At 74.0% G+C, this 14,687-nt stretch carries 17 protein-coding genes and 1 other RNA gene; 3 read left to right on the top strand and 15 right to left on the bottom strand.

Translation table 11 applies throughout. The annotated features are described in order from the left end of the window. The first annotated feature begins 19 nt into the window (after positions 1-19). On the top strand, positions 20-610 hold the full coding sequence (gene yczE / locus ACLFMI_RS03185) for a membrane protein YczE (RefSeq protein ID WP_410946305.1): 591 nt from the start codon (positions 20-22) through the stop codon (positions 608-610). Between the two features lie 2 nt (positions 611-612). On the opposite strand, the gene ACLFMI_RS03180 is transcribed toward yczE, so the two are convergent. Continuing rightward, positions 613-1,350, bottom strand: a complete 738-nt coding sequence (locus ACLFMI_RS03180) for a DsbA family protein (protein ID WP_410946176.1) — start codon at positions 1,348-1,350, stop codon at positions 613-615. Continuing rightward, entirely contained in the window at positions 1,350-1,889 is a 540-nt protein-coding gene (locus ACLFMI_RS03175) for a MauE/DoxX family redox-associated membrane protein (protein ID WP_410946175.1), read from the bottom strand. Before ACLFMI_RS03175 ends, ACLFMI_RS03180 begins: the two co-directional genes overlap by 1 nt. A gap of 89 nt (positions 1,890-1,978) precedes the next feature. Between ACLFMI_RS03175 and ACLFMI_RS03170 the strand changes: the two genes are divergently transcribed. Beyond that, a complete protein-coding gene (locus tag ACLFMI_RS03170; RefSeq protein WP_410946174.1) occupies positions 1,979-2,707 on the top strand; it encodes a VIT1/CCC1 transporter family protein in 729 nt (242 codons plus the stop codon). A 6-nt stretch (positions 2,708-2,713) separates the two neighbouring features. On the opposite strand, the gene ACLFMI_RS03165 is transcribed toward ACLFMI_RS03170, so the two are convergent. From ACLFMI_RS03165 to ACLFMI_RS03130, 8 genes are all read right to left on the bottom strand, one after another. Further along, a complete protein-coding gene (locus ACLFMI_RS03165) occupies positions 2,714-2,905 on the bottom strand; it encodes a ferredoxin (RefSeq protein ID WP_410946173.1) in 192 nt (63 codons plus the stop codon). 96 nt (positions 2,906-3,001) lie between these two features. After that, positions 3,002-3,393: a transfer-messenger RNA gene (gene ssrA / locus ACLFMI_RS03160) on the bottom strand. A gap of 114 nt (positions 3,394-3,507) precedes the next feature. Continuing rightward, positions 3,508-4,782 (bottom strand): saccharopine dehydrogenase family protein, encoded by a 1,275-nt coding sequence (locus ACLFMI_RS03155; protein WP_410946172.1) that lies wholly within the window; start codon positions 4,780-4,782, stop codon positions 3,508-3,510. Between the two features lie 136 nt (positions 4,783-4,918). Next, entirely contained in the window at positions 4,919-5,845 is a 927-nt protein-coding gene (locus tag ACLFMI_RS03150; RefSeq protein WP_410946171.1) for an amidohydrolase family protein, read from the bottom strand. 14 nt (positions 5,846-5,859) lie between these two features. Then, positions 5,860-6,345: an SsrA-binding protein SmpB gene (gene smpB, locus ACLFMI_RS03145; protein ID WP_410946170.1), complete on the bottom strand. Its 486-nt coding sequence runs from the start codon at positions 6,343-6,345 to the stop codon at positions 5,860-5,862. A 45-nt stretch (positions 6,346-6,390) separates the two neighbouring features. After that, entirely contained in the window at positions 6,391-7,293 is a 903-nt protein-coding gene (ftsX, locus tag ACLFMI_RS03140; protein WP_410946169.1) for a permease-like cell division protein FtsX, read from the bottom strand. After that, complete coding sequence (ftsE, locus tag ACLFMI_RS03135) at positions 7,294-7,983, bottom strand: cell division ATP-binding protein FtsE (RefSeq protein ID WP_410946168.1); 690 nt, start codon at positions 7,981-7,983, stop codon at positions 7,294-7,296. Between the two features lie 52 nt (positions 7,984-8,035). Continuing rightward, positions 8,036-8,548: a MarR family winged helix-turn-helix transcriptional regulator gene (locus tag ACLFMI_RS03130; protein ID WP_410946167.1), complete on the bottom strand. Its 513-nt coding sequence runs from the start codon at positions 8,546-8,548 to the stop codon at positions 8,036-8,038. Positions 8,549-8,615: 67 nt separating this feature from the next. Between ACLFMI_RS03130 and ACLFMI_RS03125 the strand changes: the two genes are divergently transcribed. Further along, complete coding sequence (locus ACLFMI_RS03125) at positions 8,616-9,854, top strand: multidrug effflux MFS transporter (RefSeq protein WP_410946166.1); 1,239 nt, start codon at positions 8,616-8,618, stop codon at positions 9,852-9,854. Between the two features lie 21 nt (positions 9,855-9,875). On the opposite strand, the gene ACLFMI_RS03120 is transcribed toward ACLFMI_RS03125, so the two are convergent. The 5 genes from ACLFMI_RS03120 to ACLFMI_RS03100 all read right to left on the bottom strand — a co-directional run bounded on the left by ACLFMI_RS03120 (position 9,876) and on the right by ACLFMI_RS03100 (position 14,608). Next, on the bottom strand, positions 9,876-10,616 hold the full coding sequence (locus tag ACLFMI_RS03120) for a LolA-like protein (protein ID WP_410946165.1): 741 nt from the start codon (positions 10,614-10,616) through the stop codon (positions 9,876-9,878). After that, positions 10,613-11,722 carry a peptide chain release factor 2 gene (gene prfB / locus ACLFMI_RS03115; protein WP_410946164.1) on the bottom strand — a complete coding sequence of 370 codons (1,110 nt, stop codon included), beginning with the start codon at positions 11,720-11,722 and terminating at the stop codon, positions 10,613-10,615. Before prfB ends, ACLFMI_RS03120 begins: the two co-directional genes overlap by 4 nt. A 47-nt stretch (positions 11,723-11,769) precedes the next feature. Further along, positions 11,770-12,279 carry a PadR family transcriptional regulator gene (locus tag ACLFMI_RS03110; RefSeq protein WP_410946163.1) on the bottom strand — a complete coding sequence of 170 codons (510 nt, stop codon included), beginning with the start codon at positions 12,277-12,279 and terminating at the stop codon, positions 11,770-11,772. Positions 12,280-12,390: 111 nt separating this feature from the next. Further along, complete coding sequence (locus ACLFMI_RS03105; RefSeq protein WP_410946162.1) at positions 12,391-13,413, bottom strand: acyl-CoA dehydrogenase family protein; 1,023 nt, start codon at positions 13,411-13,413, stop codon at positions 12,391-12,393. A 22-nt stretch (positions 13,414-13,435) separates the two neighbouring features. Next, on the bottom strand, positions 13,436-14,608 hold the full coding sequence (locus ACLFMI_RS03100; RefSeq protein WP_410946161.1) for an acyl-CoA dehydrogenase family protein: 1,173 nt from the start codon (positions 14,606-14,608) through the stop codon (positions 13,436-13,438). Between the last annotated feature and the right edge of the window lie 79 nt (positions 14,609-14,687).

The following is a 14,687-nucleotide window of genomic DNA, read 5'->3' as shown; positions in this document are numbered from 1 at the left end:
GACCCGGTGGACGCTGCGGATGCCCCGCCGCACGCGACGGCTGACCCAGCTGGTGCTGGGTCTGGCCGCCTACTCCTGCTCGATGGCGCTGATGCTGCGCAGCGGGCTGGGCGCGATGCCGTGGGACGTCCTGCACCAAGGCCTGTCGCTGCGGACCGGCCTGCCGATCGGGGCGGCGACGGTGCTGGTCGGCGTGGTCGTGCTGCTGGCCTGGATCCCGCTGCGCGAGCGGCCGGGGATCGGGACGGTGGCGAACGTCGTGGTGATCGCGCTGACGGTGGACGCCTGGCTGGCGCTCATCCCGCCGGTGGACGGGCTCGCCGCCCGGATCGGGCTCGCCGTCGCCGGGATCGTGCTGAACGCCGCCGCGACCGCGGCCTACGTCGGCGTCGGACTCGGGCCCGGGCCGCGGGACGGGTTGATGACCGGGCTGGCCGCCCGGACCGGCCGGTCGGTGCGTCTGGTCCGCACCGCGATCGAGGTGACGGTGGTGCTCACCGGCTGGCTGCTCGGCGGCACCTTCGGCGTCGTGACGGTGGCCTACGCGCTGGGCGTCGGGCCGCTGATCCAGTGGTTCCTGCCCCGGTTCACCGTGCGCGTGCCGGGCTGAGGTCAGCCCCCGACGGCCCGGCTCAGCCAGTCGGTGTCCTGGACGTCGATCTTGGCGCCGTTCAGCAGGACGGACGGCGTGCTGAACCGGCCCCCCGGCGCGACGATCGGGTCGGCCGCCGCGGCCTCGGTGGCGTCGGTGATGGCCGCCGCCTCGGCGTTGCGGTTCACGCAGCCGGCGAAGTCACCGGTCGCGCCGAGCTCGGTGCCGACCGCGGTCAGCTCCTGCGCGGTCCTGCCGGCCGCACCCTCGGCGGGCTGCTCGGCGTAGAGCCGGGCGTGGAACCGCGGCCAGATTCCGGCGTCGACCGCGCAGAGCGCCGCGTTCCCGGCCAGCGTCGAGTAGCCGGGCGGGGTCGTGGCGTCGTCCAGGATCGCGACCGTGTGGTAGTTGACCTTGGCCTTGCCCTCGTTGAGCGCGGTGGTGATCTCGTCGCCGTAGTACCGCTCGACCTCCTTGCAGCCCGGGCAGAGGTAGTCCTCGTAGATGTCCACGGTGACTCCGGCGGCCGGGTTCCCGGCGGCGACGACGGTGCCGTTGCGGGTCACCGGGTAGGTGGGTTCGATCCCGGCCGAGCGGTTCTGCCAGAACACGTAGAGCCCCGCCGCCAGCGCGACGACCAGGACGACCGCGCCGATCGCCAGCCCGCGGCCGGCGCCGCCGCGCTGTGGCGGGGTGATGCCCGCCGCCTGCAGCCGGGCCTGGGACGCCTGCCTGCGCTCTCGCTCGCTCGGTGCCATCACCGGTCCCCCTCCGCACCGGCCGGCGCCCGCCGGCCACTCGTCCGATCGCCCGTGCCGGGACCGCCCGCCGGCGCGGGGTCCCAGATCCGATCCACCGCCAGCAGTGTGCGCGGGCGCACCGACAGCCACAGGGCGAGGGCCAGGAAGCCCAGATCGCGCAGCAGCGTGCCGCCGTACCGCTCCTGTCCGGGTGCGACCGGCCCGCCGCCGCCGAAGCAGCCGCAGTCGATCGACAGCCCGCGCGCCCACGCCTGGAGGAGCCCGGACACGAAACCGGCCAGCAGGACCGCGCTCACCAGCCCCGCGAGCCGGGTGCCGATACCCGCCAGCAGCAGCACACCCAGGGCCAGCTCCAGCAACGGCAGCACGGTCGCCACCAGCCCGACGGCCTCGCCGGGCAGCACGTCGTAGGCGCCCACCGCGATCGCCGACCCGATCGGGTCGGTGATCTTGAGCGACCCGGACACCAGCCAGACGGCCGCGAGCCCGAGCCGCACGACGGTGCCGGTCACGTCCAGCACCCGGGCGGTGGTCACGCCGGCGAGCCTAGTGCCCGCTCCGGCCGGGTGACCGGCGCCGTCGTCGTGCACCGCACCGGGGCCCCGCGGCCCTATCGTCTCCGTCCATGGAGGATCCGGAGCTGGACGCCGAGCTGGCGGCGCACCGGCACGACCACGTGCACCGCGACGTGTCCGGCGGCTGGCTGCGGGCGGCGACGTTCGGCGCGATGGACGGCCTGGTCACTACGATCGCGCTGGTCGCAGGCGTCGGTGGTGGCGGGGCGGGCCGGGACATGATCGTGCTGACCGGGCTGGCCGGCGTCGTCGCGGGGGCGTTCTCGATGGCGCTGGGCGAGTTCGCCTCGGTCGGCACCCAGAACGACGCCGTGGCGGCCGAGGCGGCGGTGGAGCGGCGCGAGCTGGCGGTCCACCCGCGGGCCGAGCAGGTCGAGCTGAGCCGGCGCTTCCGGGCGATGGGCCTGTCCGGGCCGACCGCCGACGCGGTGGCCCGGGAGATGCACGCGGACCCGGACCTGGCGCTGCGGGTGCACCTGAGCCAGGAGATCGGCGTCAGCCTGGACGACCAGCCCTCGCCGTGGGTGGCGGCCACCTCGTCGTTCGCGGCGTTCGCGGTCGGCGGCCTGCTGCCGCTGCTCACGTTCCTGCTCGGGTTCGGGTCGCTGCCCCTCGGCCTGGCGGTCGGCGGGGCGGGGCTGCTCGTCGCGGGCGCGCTGACCTCGCGGTTCACCACCCGGACGTGGTGGGGTGCGGCGGTGCGCCAGCTCGCGTTCGGAGCGATCGCGGCCGGCGCCACCTACCTCGTCGGGATGCTGATCGGGGTCGGCGTCGCCTGAGCGCGGTCAGTCCGCGACGGCGATCACCCGGGCCGGGCAGACGTGCTCGGCCTCCTTGACCGCGTCCCGGTCGCTCTCGGCGGGATCGTCGGTGAGCAGCTCGACGATGCCGTCGTCGTCCTGGTCGAAGACGTCGGGGGCGGTGACGACGCACTGCCCCGCGCCGATGCAGAGGTCCTTGTCCACGGTCACGCGCATGCCGACAGGATGCCAGCACCCGGCCCGGTCCGCCGTCCCCGGCACCAACGACGAGCGGCCCCGCCCCGGAAGTCCGGGACGGGGCCGCAGGCCGTTCGGTGGAGGTGCCGGGAATCGAACCCGGGTCCTCCGTCGGTTCACGAGGGCTTCTCCGTGCGCAGTCCGCTCTGTCTCTACTCGGATCCACCGGTCACGCGAACGAGCCGGTGTGACGATCCCAGCCGCTGTTGGATGTCCCCTGCGGCTCCGCGGCCGACCCGCAGGGTGAGTCCCCTAGACGATGCCGGGATCCGGAGCGGGGACGCCTCCGGTCCGACAGCCCCTTACTGGATCAGGCAGCGAGCGCGAAGGCGCTCTGAGCCTGAGCCGGGGCAGTGCGACTGTTGTCGGCACTTATTTTTTTGCGACGCATGGTTAACGAGATCATCGTCGCCTTCCTCGGCACGCTTCACCTCGATCAACGATCGGAGTCGAAACCGTTCACCCCCTGGTCGGTGTCGTCCACCTGGTTCCCCGTGCGGCCGCCCACATGCTCGGCCACCCGCACGGACACGTCAGCATAACGCCCCGGGACCGCCGGATCATTCCGGTTCCCGGGCGCGTCATCCGATCCGTTCGGCGGAGAGCGTCTGACCGGCGGCGCGCAGCCGCTCCACCAGCACGTCACCCATCGCCGTCGCCGGGGTGAGCACCCCGGCCCGGTCGGGCAGCGACGCCCCGCCGAGCGCCAGCGCGAGGCCGCTCTCGCCGAGCATCACCGCGGTCGCCGCGTACCCGGGGTCCCCGGGTCCCGACACCTGCACCCGGTAGCGGGCACCGCGCCCGGTCCGGGCGTCGGTGTCCATCCGGAACCAGCCGCGCTCCCGGGTCCGTTCGGACGGCCCGGTGCCCGGCGCCGGCAGCACCCGGTCGAGCAGCGGCCGCAGCGGGGTCAGGGCGAACGCCCCGAGCAGCGCGCCGAGTCCCGCCGTCACCCCTGCCGCGGTCACCGCCCCCAGCGGGCCGCGGCCGCAGTTCTGCAGCTCGCCGTAGCGCAGGCCACGACCGTAGGCGTGCCCGAGCAGCGCGTTGCTGCGGCGCACGATCCGGGTGTTGTGGGAGGCCATCACGAACGGCGCGGTCCACCGGCCGTCCCGCGCGCGGCCGGGCGCGGCCGCGTCGGCGGGTTGCGACGGCGTCGGCTCGGCCGCCCGGTCCGGGCTCAGCGCGTGCGGGTCGGCGGCCAGCCGGCGCAGCGACCGGTCGGCGCGCACCGCGTCGAGCTGCCCGCGCAGCGAGTCGACGGTGCCGCCGCTGACCCCGCCGCGCAGCGAGGCGAGGGTGCGGACCTCGGTGAGCCCGCCGGCGTCGTCGGCCGAGGCGGCCGCGTGCGCGAGCCACACCCCCAGGTCCGAGGGCACCGAGTCGTACCCGCAGGAGTGCACGATCCGCGCCCCGGTGGACTCCGCCACGCCGTGGCAGCGGTCGATGCTGTCCCGCACGAACAGCACCTCGCCGGTCAGGTCGGCGTAGTGCGTCCCGGCCCGCGCGCAGGACGCGACGAGGTTGCGGCCGTGCCGGGCGTACGGGCCGACCGTGGTGACGACCACGCGCGCGGCCTGTGCGAGCCGGTCCGTGGCGGCCGGGTCCCCGGAGTCGGCGACGATCAGCGGCCAGTCCCGCGCGGCGGCCGGCAGGCTCGCCCGGGTGGCGGCGAGCTTCGCCTCGGAGCGGCCGGCGAGCGCGATCGTCACCCCGGGCGGCGCGTGCTCGGCGAGGTAGGCGGCGGTCAGCGCACCGACGAAGCCGGTCGCGCCGTAGAGCGCGATGTCCACCGGCTCGTTCACCGGCTCGGACGGCCCGGCGCCGCCGGTCGAATCGTGCTGCGGGTTCACCACGGGACTCTCCTCGATACGAATCGAACCGGCCGGCTCCCGCCGAGATGCAGCTCAGCGGGGCTGAAAGATCCACAATTCCCGCTGAGCTGCATCTCGGCGGGGATCGGCGAGGCGGGGTGGCGGCGGGAGGGGCGGTTCAGGGGGTGGGGTGCACGCCCAGCAGTTCGGCGGGGGCGTCGTAGAGCACCGAGCGCAGGAAGCCGTGCCCCAGGCGGGGTTCGGCGGCGGCCCAGTCGTGGATCGCGGCCAGCTGCTCGGCGTAGGGGTAGGGGATGTTCGGGAAGTCGGTGCCCAGCACGACCCGGCCGGGGAACTCCGCGAGGCGGGCCGGCCAGTCCCGGGGCAGCGGTGCGATCCGCTCGCTGAACGCGGTGCCGACCATCGTGGTGTCGAGCACCAGGTTCGGGAACCGTTCGAGCAGCTCCAGCGCGCCGGTGAAGTCCGGCATGCCGGCGTGCGCGAGCACGATCCGCAGGCCCGGGTGCGCCTCGAGCACCTCGGCGAAGATCCCCAGGCCGGTGTGCGCACCGCGGATCGGGCCGTCACCGCAGTGCACGACGACCGGGACGCCGGCGTCGGCCAGCAGCCCCCAGGCGTCGCGCAGCTTCGGGTCGCGCGGGTCGAAACCGCCGACCTGGACGTGCACCTTGACCATCCGGGCGCCGTCGGCGACGGCCCGGCCGAGGTAGTCGGTCACCTCCGGCTCCGGGAACAGCGTGGCGGTCCGGACCGCACGCGGGTAGGTGTCGGCGAACTCGCCGGCCCACCCGGTCAGCCACTCCCCCATCCCCGGCTTGTGCGGGTAGGTCAGCGGGGCGAACCGGAGCACGCCGAGACGCTCCAGCTGCGCGTACCGCTCCTGTTCGGGCAGCTTGTACTGCACCGGCCAGGGCATGCCGTAGTGCTCCTCGGCCCGGTCGAAGTAGGCCCAGACCTTGTGCAGCATCCGTTCCGGCAGGAAGTGCACGTGCACATCCACCAGGCCGGGCAGGCCCAGATCGGCGGTCCAGCGGGGCACGTCGGCGTCGTCGGCGGGTGGCTCGGGAAGATCCACGCCGCCCACCCTAGGCGGACACCTCAGCGCAGGCTGCGGGCGCGGCCCTTTGCGGCGCGACCGACGGCACGGGCCATCTCCCGCTGGGCGTCCTTCTTGGCCAGGTCCCGGCGCTTGTCGTAGTCCTTCTTGCCGCGCGCCAGCGCGATCTCGCACTTGACCTTGCCGTCGCTGAAGTACAGCGACAGCGGGACCAGGGTCAGCCCGCCCTCGCGGGTCTTGCCCATCAGCCGGTCGATCTCCTCGCGGTGCAGCAGCAGCTTGCGGGTCCGCCGCGGCTCGTGGTTGGTCCAGCTCCCGCGCACGTACTCGGGGATGTGCAGCCCGCGCAGGAAGATCTCGCCGTCGTCGATCGTGGCGAACGCGTCCGCCATCGACGCCCGGCCCAGACGGAGGCTCTTGACCTCGGTCCCCCTCAGCGCGACCCCGGACTCGTAGACGTCCAGGATCGAGTAGTCGTGCCGGGCCCGGCGGTTCTGCGCGATCACCTTCCGGCCCTGTTCCTTCACCCCGTCAGCCTACCCGCGACGCGCCACCGGTATCCGGCGCCGCGCTCAGACCTTCACGTACGCCCGCAGCGTCACGTACCCGGTGACGCCGGCGACGACCCCGCCCACCGGGATCAGCAGCACCGACACCGCCAGCACGTCGGTGAGCCGCACCGGCGGGATCACCCCGGCGGTCCCGATGGCCGACAGCAGGTCGTCGACGACGACGTACTTGGCCGCGACCAGACCGATCCCGGCCAGCGTCCCGCCGATCATCCCGGCGACCGCGGCCTCCACCAGGAACGGCAGCTGGGTGGTCCACCGGGTCGCGCCGACCAGCCGCATCACGCCGACCTCGGTGCGCCGGGTGAAGGCCGACACCTGCACCGTGTTCGAGATCAGCAGGACGGCGGCGAGCGCCTGCACGACGGCCAGCGCGAACGCCACGTCCCGCACCCCGCCGAGGAAGTCGAACAGCGTCCCGACGACGTCCCGCTGGTCGATCACCCCCCGGATCCCGGGGTCGCCCTCGACGGCGGCACGCACTGCGGCCGGTCCGGCCTGCTGGTCGGTGAGGGTGACCCGTAGCGTCGCGGGCAGCGACTGCGGCCGGGCGACGTCGGCGACCGACTGGCCTGCGAACAGCTCCTGGAACCGGGCGTACGCCGCGGCCTGCGACTCGTAGGTCACCTCACCGACGCCCGGGGTGGACACCAGGACGCTGCGCAGCCGGGAGCAGGCGGGCCCGGAACAGTCCGGGTCCGCGCTCGACACCTCCGCCGACAGCGCGACCTGGATCTCGAGCCGGTCGGTGTAGAGCGCCGAGATGTCGTCGATCGTGCGGATCACCAGTAACCCGGCGCCGACCGTCATCAGGGTGACCGCGGTGGTGAGCACCATCGCGACGGTCATCGTCACGTTCCGGCGCAGGCCGCCCGAGACCTCGCGGGTGAGCAGTCCGGCGCGCATCTACCGGCCCGCCCCGTACACCGCGCGGGCCTCGTCGCGCAGCACCACGCCGTCGGCCAGCTCGATCACCCGGCGGCGCATCGCGTCGACGATGGTGTACTCGTGGGTGGCCATCAGCACCGTGGTGCCACCACGGTTGATCCGCTCCAGCAGCTGCATGATCTCCCGGCTCGTCTCCGGATCGAGGTTGCCGGTCGGCTCGTCGGCCAGCAGCAGTGGCGGCCGGTTCACCGACGCCCTGGCGATCGCCACCCGTTGCTGCTCGCCGCCGGAGAGCTCGTGCGGCATCCGCTCGGCCTTGCCCTGCAACCCGACCAGCTCCAGCAGCTCGGGCACCGCGACCCGGATCTCGGACGGGCGGCGGCCGAGCACCTCGAGCGCGAACGCGACGTTGCCGGCCACGCTGCGCTTGGGCAGCAGCCGGAAGTCCTGGAACACGCAGCCGATCCGCTGCCGCAGCCGCGGCACCTTGCGCCGGGGCAGCTTCGCCACGTCCAGGCCGTCCACCCGGATCGTGCCGGAGGTCGGGCCGTCCTCGCGCAGCAGCAGCCGCAGCAGGGTCGACTTGCCGGAGCCGGAGGGCCCGATGAGGAACACGAACTCGCCGCGCTCCACGGTCGCCGAGATCCGGTCCAGCGCCGGGCGTCCGGACGCCGGGTACCGCTTGGTGACGTCCTGCAGCTCGATCACGGAGCGGGACGGTACCGCCGCTCGGAGTACACAACCCGTGACGACACGCCCGTCAGCCCGGCGGGTGCGCTCCGAGGTCGCGCCGGCCCTCGAGCGCGCCGGCGAGCCGGGCCAGCGCGGGCACCGCGGCCCGCAACGCCTCGGCGTCGCCCCCGGGCAGCTCGGTGAGCGCCCGCTCGACGCCCTGCGACCACGCGGCGTCGAGCAGCGTGCGGTGCCGGCGCGCCCGCGCGGTCGGGTGCAGCAGGGCACGCCGGCCGTCCGCCGGATCGGACCTGCGCTCGAGCAGGTCGCGCCCGATCAGCGAGCGGACCGTGGTGCTGACGTTGCTGGGCTGCAGGCCGAGTGCCCGGGACACCGCGGACACCGTGCTGCCGGGACGGGCCGACACGCAGCGGAGGACCTCGACCTCGGAACCGGTGATCGCGTCCAGCCCGGCGCCGCGCTCACCGACGCTGCGCAGCACGCGGGACAGCTCGTGCACGGCCGACGCCAGCTCGGGCCAGACGTCGGTCCGCTCGTCGCGGGCGGCACCGAGATCGGCCGCGGCGTGGAGATCGGTCACAGACGCTAGATTACCCAATGGATTATATCTACTTTCATAACTACCTGTAGCGAACCCGAGGAGCGGAATGCCCGGCCCGACGAACGTCACGACCCCGGCACCGAACGCACCGGTGACCCGTTCCGGCCGCCGGGTACCGGACGGCGTCTGGATCTGCGTGCTCGCGCTGCTCACCGCGGTGGCCCCGCTGGCGACCGACATGTACCTGCCGGTACTGCCGCAGGTCGCGGCCGAGCTGGGCGCACCGGCGTCCGGGGCACAGCTCACGCTCACCGCGTTCCTGGTCGGCCTGGCGACCGGTCAGCTGGTCATCGGCCCGCTGTCGGACGCGTTCGGTCGACGCCGGCTGGTGCTGGCCGGCACCGTGCTGTTGCTGCTGGCCAGCGTCGCGAGCGCGCTCGCGCCGTCGATCGCGGTGCTGGTGGTGGCCCGCTTCCTGCAGGGCTTCGGCGGCGCGGCCGGCGTCGTCCTCAGCCGCGCGATGATCTCCGACCGGACCACCGGCGTGCGTACGGTCCGGCTGTTCTCGGTGATGATGGCGATCAACGGCATCGCCCCGGTGCTGGCGCCGATGATCGGCAGCGCGATCGGCGGACTGGTCGGCTGGCGGGGCATCTTCGTCGTGCTGGCCGCGCTCGCGCTGCTGATGCTGGTCGCCTCCAGCGTCGCGGTGGGCGAGACCCTGGACACCGACGCCCGCACCACCGGCGGGCTGCGCCGGACGTTCACCGACATGGGCACCCTGCTGCGCCGCCCGCGCTTCGTCGGCTACCTGCTCGCGTTCGCCGCCGCGTTCGCGATGATGTTCGCCTACATCTCCGGCTCGCCGTTCGTCCTGCAGCAGACGCTCGGTCTCTCGCCCACCCAGTACGCGCTGGCCTTCGGCGCGAACGCGGCCGGGCTGACCCTGGCGAACATCGTGAGCGGCCGGCTGGCCTCGCGGATCGCACCGCGACGGATGCTGGTCACCGCGGTCGGGCTGCTGGTCGTGCTCTGCGCCGCGCTGACCGCCGTGACGCTCCTCGGCGCCGCCCGGTGGCCGGTCCTGGTGCTGCTCTTCGCGATCCTCACCACGCTGGGGTTCGTGATGGGCAACGGCGCGGCGCTGGCGACCGGCGAGGTCCGGGACCGGGCCGGGACCGGCTCCGCGCTGCTGGGCGCCACCCAGTTCGGGCTGGGCGCGGTCGTCTCCCCGCTGGCCGGTGCGGACCCGGTGGCGATGGCGGTGGTGATGCTCGTGGCCGTGTCGGTGTCGGCGCTGGCGCTGGCCGCCCTGACCCGCGGACCGCGCGCCACGCCGCACTGACCCGCACCGGGAGGCCCGGCGTCAGGCCGGGGGGCTCACCTCGACCGGGAGGCCCGGCTCGGCGAACCCGATCGTGACCGCGCCCGGCGCCGGGGCCGGCTGCGGCGCCGTCCCCGGGGGCGCGGGCTCCAGGCTCAGCCGCAGCAACCGCCCGCGGTCGGCCTCCGGGGCGTCCGGCGCCCCGATCCAGGCGGTGAACCGCGGGGTCGGCGAGACCAGCCCGGACAGCTGCGCCAGCCGGCCCGCGGTGGCCGGGTCGGCACCGGCGCGCGCGGCGGCCAGATCGACCGTGCCGCCGTAGACCGTCGCCGGGGCCCCGCCCACGTCCTCGCCTCCCCGCTCGGTCACGTCGGTCAGGCCGCGGACCGCCTGCAGCGCGCCGCCGACCGCTCCGACCGGGACCATCCCGGGCGATAGCGACTGCCAGCCCGGGGCACCGGCCAGCCGGAACCAGACGCCGTCGTCGACGGCGCGGACCTGGGCCCCGCGGGTCCCGAACGCGACCGTCAGGTCCGTGGCGAACGGCGTGAAGCGCATCGGCCCGGACGCCTGCACCGCGCCGGTCGCGGCGCCGACGCTCAGCTCGACCCGGGCGCTGCCGGCGTCGGCCAGCGACCGGGCGGCCGACGCGACGACGTCGCGGGGCTCCGGCGGGGCCGGCGCGGCGGGCCCGTCACCGGACGGCGCCCCGGTGCAGGCCGCGAGCACCAGCAGGCAGGTCAGCAGGACGGCGGCCGCACCGCCGCGGCGCACCCGGGTCACGCGGTCCCGTCGGCCTGCTGCCGGCGCCAGCGGATGCCGGCCTCGATGAAGTCGTCGATCTCGCCGTCGAGCACCTGCGACGGGTTCCCCGCCTCGTGCTCGGTGCGCAGGTCCTTCACCAGCTGGTACGGGTGCAGGACGTAGTTGCGCATCTGGTTGCCCCAGGACGAGCCGGAGTCCTTGAAGGAGTCCATGAGCTCGCGCTCCTCCCGGTGCCGCCGCTCCAGCAGCTTGGCCTGCAGCACCGTCATCGCGGCCGCCTTGTTCTGCAGCTGCGAGCGCTCGTTCTGACAGGCCACCACGATGCCGGTCGGGACGTGGGTGAGCCGGACCGCCGAGTCGGTGGTGTTGACGCCCTGGCCACCCGGCCCGGACGCGCGGAACACGTCGACCCGCAGATCCTTCTCGTCGATCTCGATGTGGTCGGTCGACTCGACCACCGGCGCCACCTCGACCCCGGCGAACGAGGTCTGCCGCCGCCCCTGGTTGTCGAACGGCGAGATGCGCACCAGCCGGTGCGTGCCCGCCTCGACCGAGAGCGTGCCGAAGGCGTACGGCGCGTGCACCGCGAAGGTGGCCGACTTGATCCCGGCCTCCTCGGCGTAGGACGTGTCGTAGACGTCGGTGCCGTAGCCGTGCCGCTCGGCCCAGCGCAGGTACATCCGCAGCAGCATCTCGGCGAAGTCGGCCGCGTCGATCCCGCCGGCCTCGGCGCGGATGGTCACCAGCGCCTCGCGCTCGTCGTACTCGCCCGACAGCAGGGTGCGGACCTCCAGCGAGGCGACCTCGCTGCGCAGCTTCGCGCGGTCGGCGTCGGCGTCGGCGACGGCGACCGAGTCGTCCTCGTCCGCGGCGAGCTCGTAGAGCACCGGGAGGTCGTCGAGCCGGCGGCGCAGGTCGTCGAGCCTGCGCAGGTCTCCCTGGGCGTACGCGAGCCGACTGGTGATCTTCTGGGCCGCCTCGACGTCGTCCCAGAGGTCCGGTCGTCCCGCCTGCTCGGAGAGTTCCTCGATCTCCTGGCGCAGCCGGGGCACGTCCGCGACGGCCTCGATGTTGGACAGGGTGGTGTCGAGGTCATTCAGGTCGGCCTGGACGTCGGGAGTCACGCCGCACGAGGGTACGCGGGTGAGCGGACCGCCCGGGCCGCGGGCGCTCAGTCCGCGGGCACCGAGTCGATTAACTTGATCATCGCTCGGGTGTGCGCGACGGCGAAGTCGGCCACCGGGCGGCCGTACGGGTCGTCGGTGGCCTTCGCGGCGGCGCGGGCCTCGGCCAGCCGCTCGGTGTAGGCCTCCCGGGCCGAGCGGAGCAACTCGGTGCGCTGCTTCACGGTCAGCCGGCCGGCCTGCAGCAGCCGCAGCACCATCGGGCTGCGGACCGCGTCGGCCTCACCACCGGCGGTCAGCCAGCTGCGGAACGCCCGCTTGCCGCTCGCGGTGATCACGTACTGCTGCGACGCCCGCGGGCCCTGCTTGCCGAGCCGGAGCAGCCCCCCCTCGGTCAGCACCGGCAGCTCGCGGTACACCTGGCTACGGGTGACCGAGAAGAACAGTCCGAAGCGCTCCCCGGCCACCGCGACCAGCTGCCCACCCGTCATGGGTCCGCCGTGCAACAGACCGAGCAGCGCGGCGGCAGTGGCGTTGACGGGCGCGACGGGGGCCATCGTGGAACGGTCCCACGTCCGGGCCGGGCCCGCGAGTCCACCGTGCACCCGATCAGGTCGGCGGGTGCACGATGGACTCCCGCGGCGAGCCCATCGGTCCGGACGGCCGGATCAGACGGTCAGCGCCGCGATCCGCTCCCGCTGCGTGTCGACGTCGCCGTACTGGCCGGCGAGCCGCTTGGCGCGCTTGTAGAAGAGGTGCGCCTCGTGCTCCCAGGTGTAGCCGATCCCGCCGTGGTACTGGATCATCGCGGCGGTCGCCTGCAGCGCGACGTCGCTCGCCTTGGCCTTCGCCACGGCGACGGCGAGCTCGGCCCCGTCCAGCTCGGCCTGCACCGCGTACGCCGCGTACAGCGCCGCGTGCTCGGTCATCGTCACGCCGACGTGCAGGTCGGCCAGTGCGTGCTTGATCGCCTGGAAGGACCCGACCGGCACCCCGAACTGCTCGCGGTCCCGGTCGTAGGCGACGGTGCGGTTCACCGCCTCCCTGGCGATGCCGACCAGGTCCGCGGCGACCAGCACGGTGGCCCGGTCGGCCAGCTGCCGCACCACCTCGACGGTCGCGCCCGGCAACGCCTCGGCGGTGCCGCCGGAGAGCGTGGCCAGCCGGGTGCTGCCGTCGTAGCTGCCGACCGGGGTCGCCGTCACGCCGGTGACCAGCGACAACCCGGGAACACCGTCCTCGGCCGGTGCCACCACGACGTCGGCGATCGCGCCGTACTCCACGGCCGGCAGGCCGTCGGCGACCGAGCCCTGCTGGGTGGCCGCGCCGACCGCCGCACCCGCGGCGAGCTTCGGCAGCCAGGCCGCGCGCTGGGCGTCGGAGCCGGCCAGCCGGAGGGCCTCGGCGGCCAGCACGGTGCCCCGCCACGGCCCGGGCGCGACCCCGGCGCCGAGCGCCCTGGCGATCACCTGGGCCTCGACCAGGCCGAGTCCCAGCCCGTCGTGCTCCTCCGGGATCATGACGGCCGGCCAGCCCTGCTCGCCGGCCGCCGTCCACAGCGACGCCGGGTTGCCGTCCGACGTGGTGTCCTCGACGACCGCCCGCACGGCCGCCAGGTCGAACCGTTCGGCCAGGTACTCGCGAACCGCCTTGTCGAACTCGCGCTGGTCGTCGGTGAGTGCGAAAAACATCTGACGCTCCTCGTGGGCGTGGTCAGCGAGGCAGGCCGAGCACGCGCTCGGCGGTGATGTTGCGCTGGACCTGGGACGAGCCGCCCCAGATGGTCACCGAGCGGGACCACATGGCCTGCGCGTGCAACGACCGCAGGTCGGTCCCGTCCGGCAGCGCGTCGAGCGTGGCGTGCTCGCCGAGGACGTCGTCGTAGACCTCCCAGAGGTCCTGGAACGCCTCCGACCACTGCAGCTTGGTCATCGACGACTCGGACCCGAGGTCGTGCCCCTGCTCGACCCGGGTGAGCACGTGCATCGAGTGCAGCCTCAGGCACTCCAGCTCGGTGAGCACCCTGGCGAGCTTGTTGCGGATCACCGGGTCGGTGTCGCGGCCGAGCCGGCGCGCGACGGCGGCGATCTCGTCGTACTGCCGGCGGAACTCGGTGTACTGCGAGATGCCGGACGCGCCGCGCTCGAACGAGAGCAGCAGCATCGCCGTCCGCCAGCCGTCGCCGATCTCGCCGAGGCAGTCGGTGGCCGGGACCCGGGCGTCGTCGAAGAAGACCTCGCCGAACTCGCTGGCACCGCTCATCTGGCGCAGCGGGCGCGCCGTGACGCCCGGCTGGTTCATGTCGATCAGCAGCATGCTGATGCCGCGGTGGCGCTCCGAGCCTGCCTCGGTGCGGACCAGGGTGAAGATCTTGTCGCCGTGCACCGCGTTGGTGGTCCACACCTTCTGCCCGTTGACGACGAAGTCGTCGCCGTCCCGGACGCCCTTCGTGCTCAGCGCCGCGAGGTCGGAGCCGGCGCCGGGCTCGGAGAAGCCCTGGCACCAGATCACCTCGTTGCGCAGCATCGGGCCGATGATCTCCTTGCGCTGCGCGTCGGAGCCGATCGCCATCACGGTCGGCGCGAGGAAGGTCAGGCCCAGCGGGTTCACCGTGCGCGGTGCGTGCGCGCGGACCATCTCCTGGTCGTAGATGGCCTTCATGCCCGGCGTGCCGCCGCGGCCGCCGAACTCGGTCGGCCACTCGATGCCGGCGAACCCGGCCTCGGCCTTGTCGCGCTCCCAGTCCCGGCGCATCCGGAAGCTCTCGGTGTCGTCGAGGGACTCCCAGAAGCCGGGGCGGGTCCACTCGTCGGGGATGTGGGCCGAGAGCCAGGAGCGCAGCTCGCTGCGGAACTCCTCCTCGGCCGGGGTGAAGGTCAGGTCCATCCGTGCACCGTTCCTCTGGTCGCGTCGATCGTCCCGCGTCGGCCGCGGTTCCTCGCCCTGCCGCAGCCTTGCATACCCG

Origin of the sequence: Pseudonocardia nantongensis (assembly GCF_046546495.1) — a bacterium.
GTDB lineage: Bacteria > Actinomycetota > Actinomycetes > Mycobacteriales > Pseudonocardiaceae > Pseudonocardia > Pseudonocardia nantongensis.
This window is presented reverse-complemented; position numbering and strand designations above follow the sequence as displayed.

Coding starts and splice junctions, on each gene's coding strand:
- yczE (WP_410946305.1), top strand. CDS start 20: ATGCCCCGCCGCACGCGACGGCTGACCCAGCTGGTGCTGGGTCTGGCC.
- ACLFMI_RS03180 (WP_410946176.1), bottom strand. CDS start 1,350: ATGGCACCGAGCGAGCGAGAGCGCAGGCAGGCGTCCCAGGCCCGGCTG.
- ACLFMI_RS03170 (WP_410946174.1), top strand. CDS start 1,979: ATGGAGGATCCGGAGCTGGACGCCGAGCTGGCGGCGCACCGGCACGAC.
- ACLFMI_RS03165 (WP_410946173.1), bottom strand. CDS start 2,905: ATGCGCGTGACCGTGGACAAGGACCTCTGCATCGGCGCGGGGCAGTGC.
- ftsX (WP_410946169.1), bottom strand. CDS start 7,293: ATGCGCGCCGGACTGCTCACCCGCGAGGTCTCGGGCGGCCTGCGCCGG.
- ACLFMI_RS03125 (WP_410946166.1), top strand. CDS start 8,616: ATGCCCGGCCCGACGAACGTCACGACCCCGGCACCGAACGCACCGGTG.
- ACLFMI_RS03110 (WP_410946163.1), bottom strand. CDS start 12,279: ATGGCCCCCGTCGCGCCCGTCAACGCCACTGCCGCCGCGCTGCTCGGT.
- ACLFMI_RS03105 (WP_410946162.1), bottom strand. CDS start 13,413: ATGTTTTTCGCACTCACCGACGACCAGCGCGAGTTCGACAAGGCGGTT.
- ACLFMI_RS03100 (WP_410946161.1), bottom strand. CDS start 14,608: ATGGACCTGACCTTCACCCCGGCCGAGGAGGAGTTCCGCAGCGAGCTG.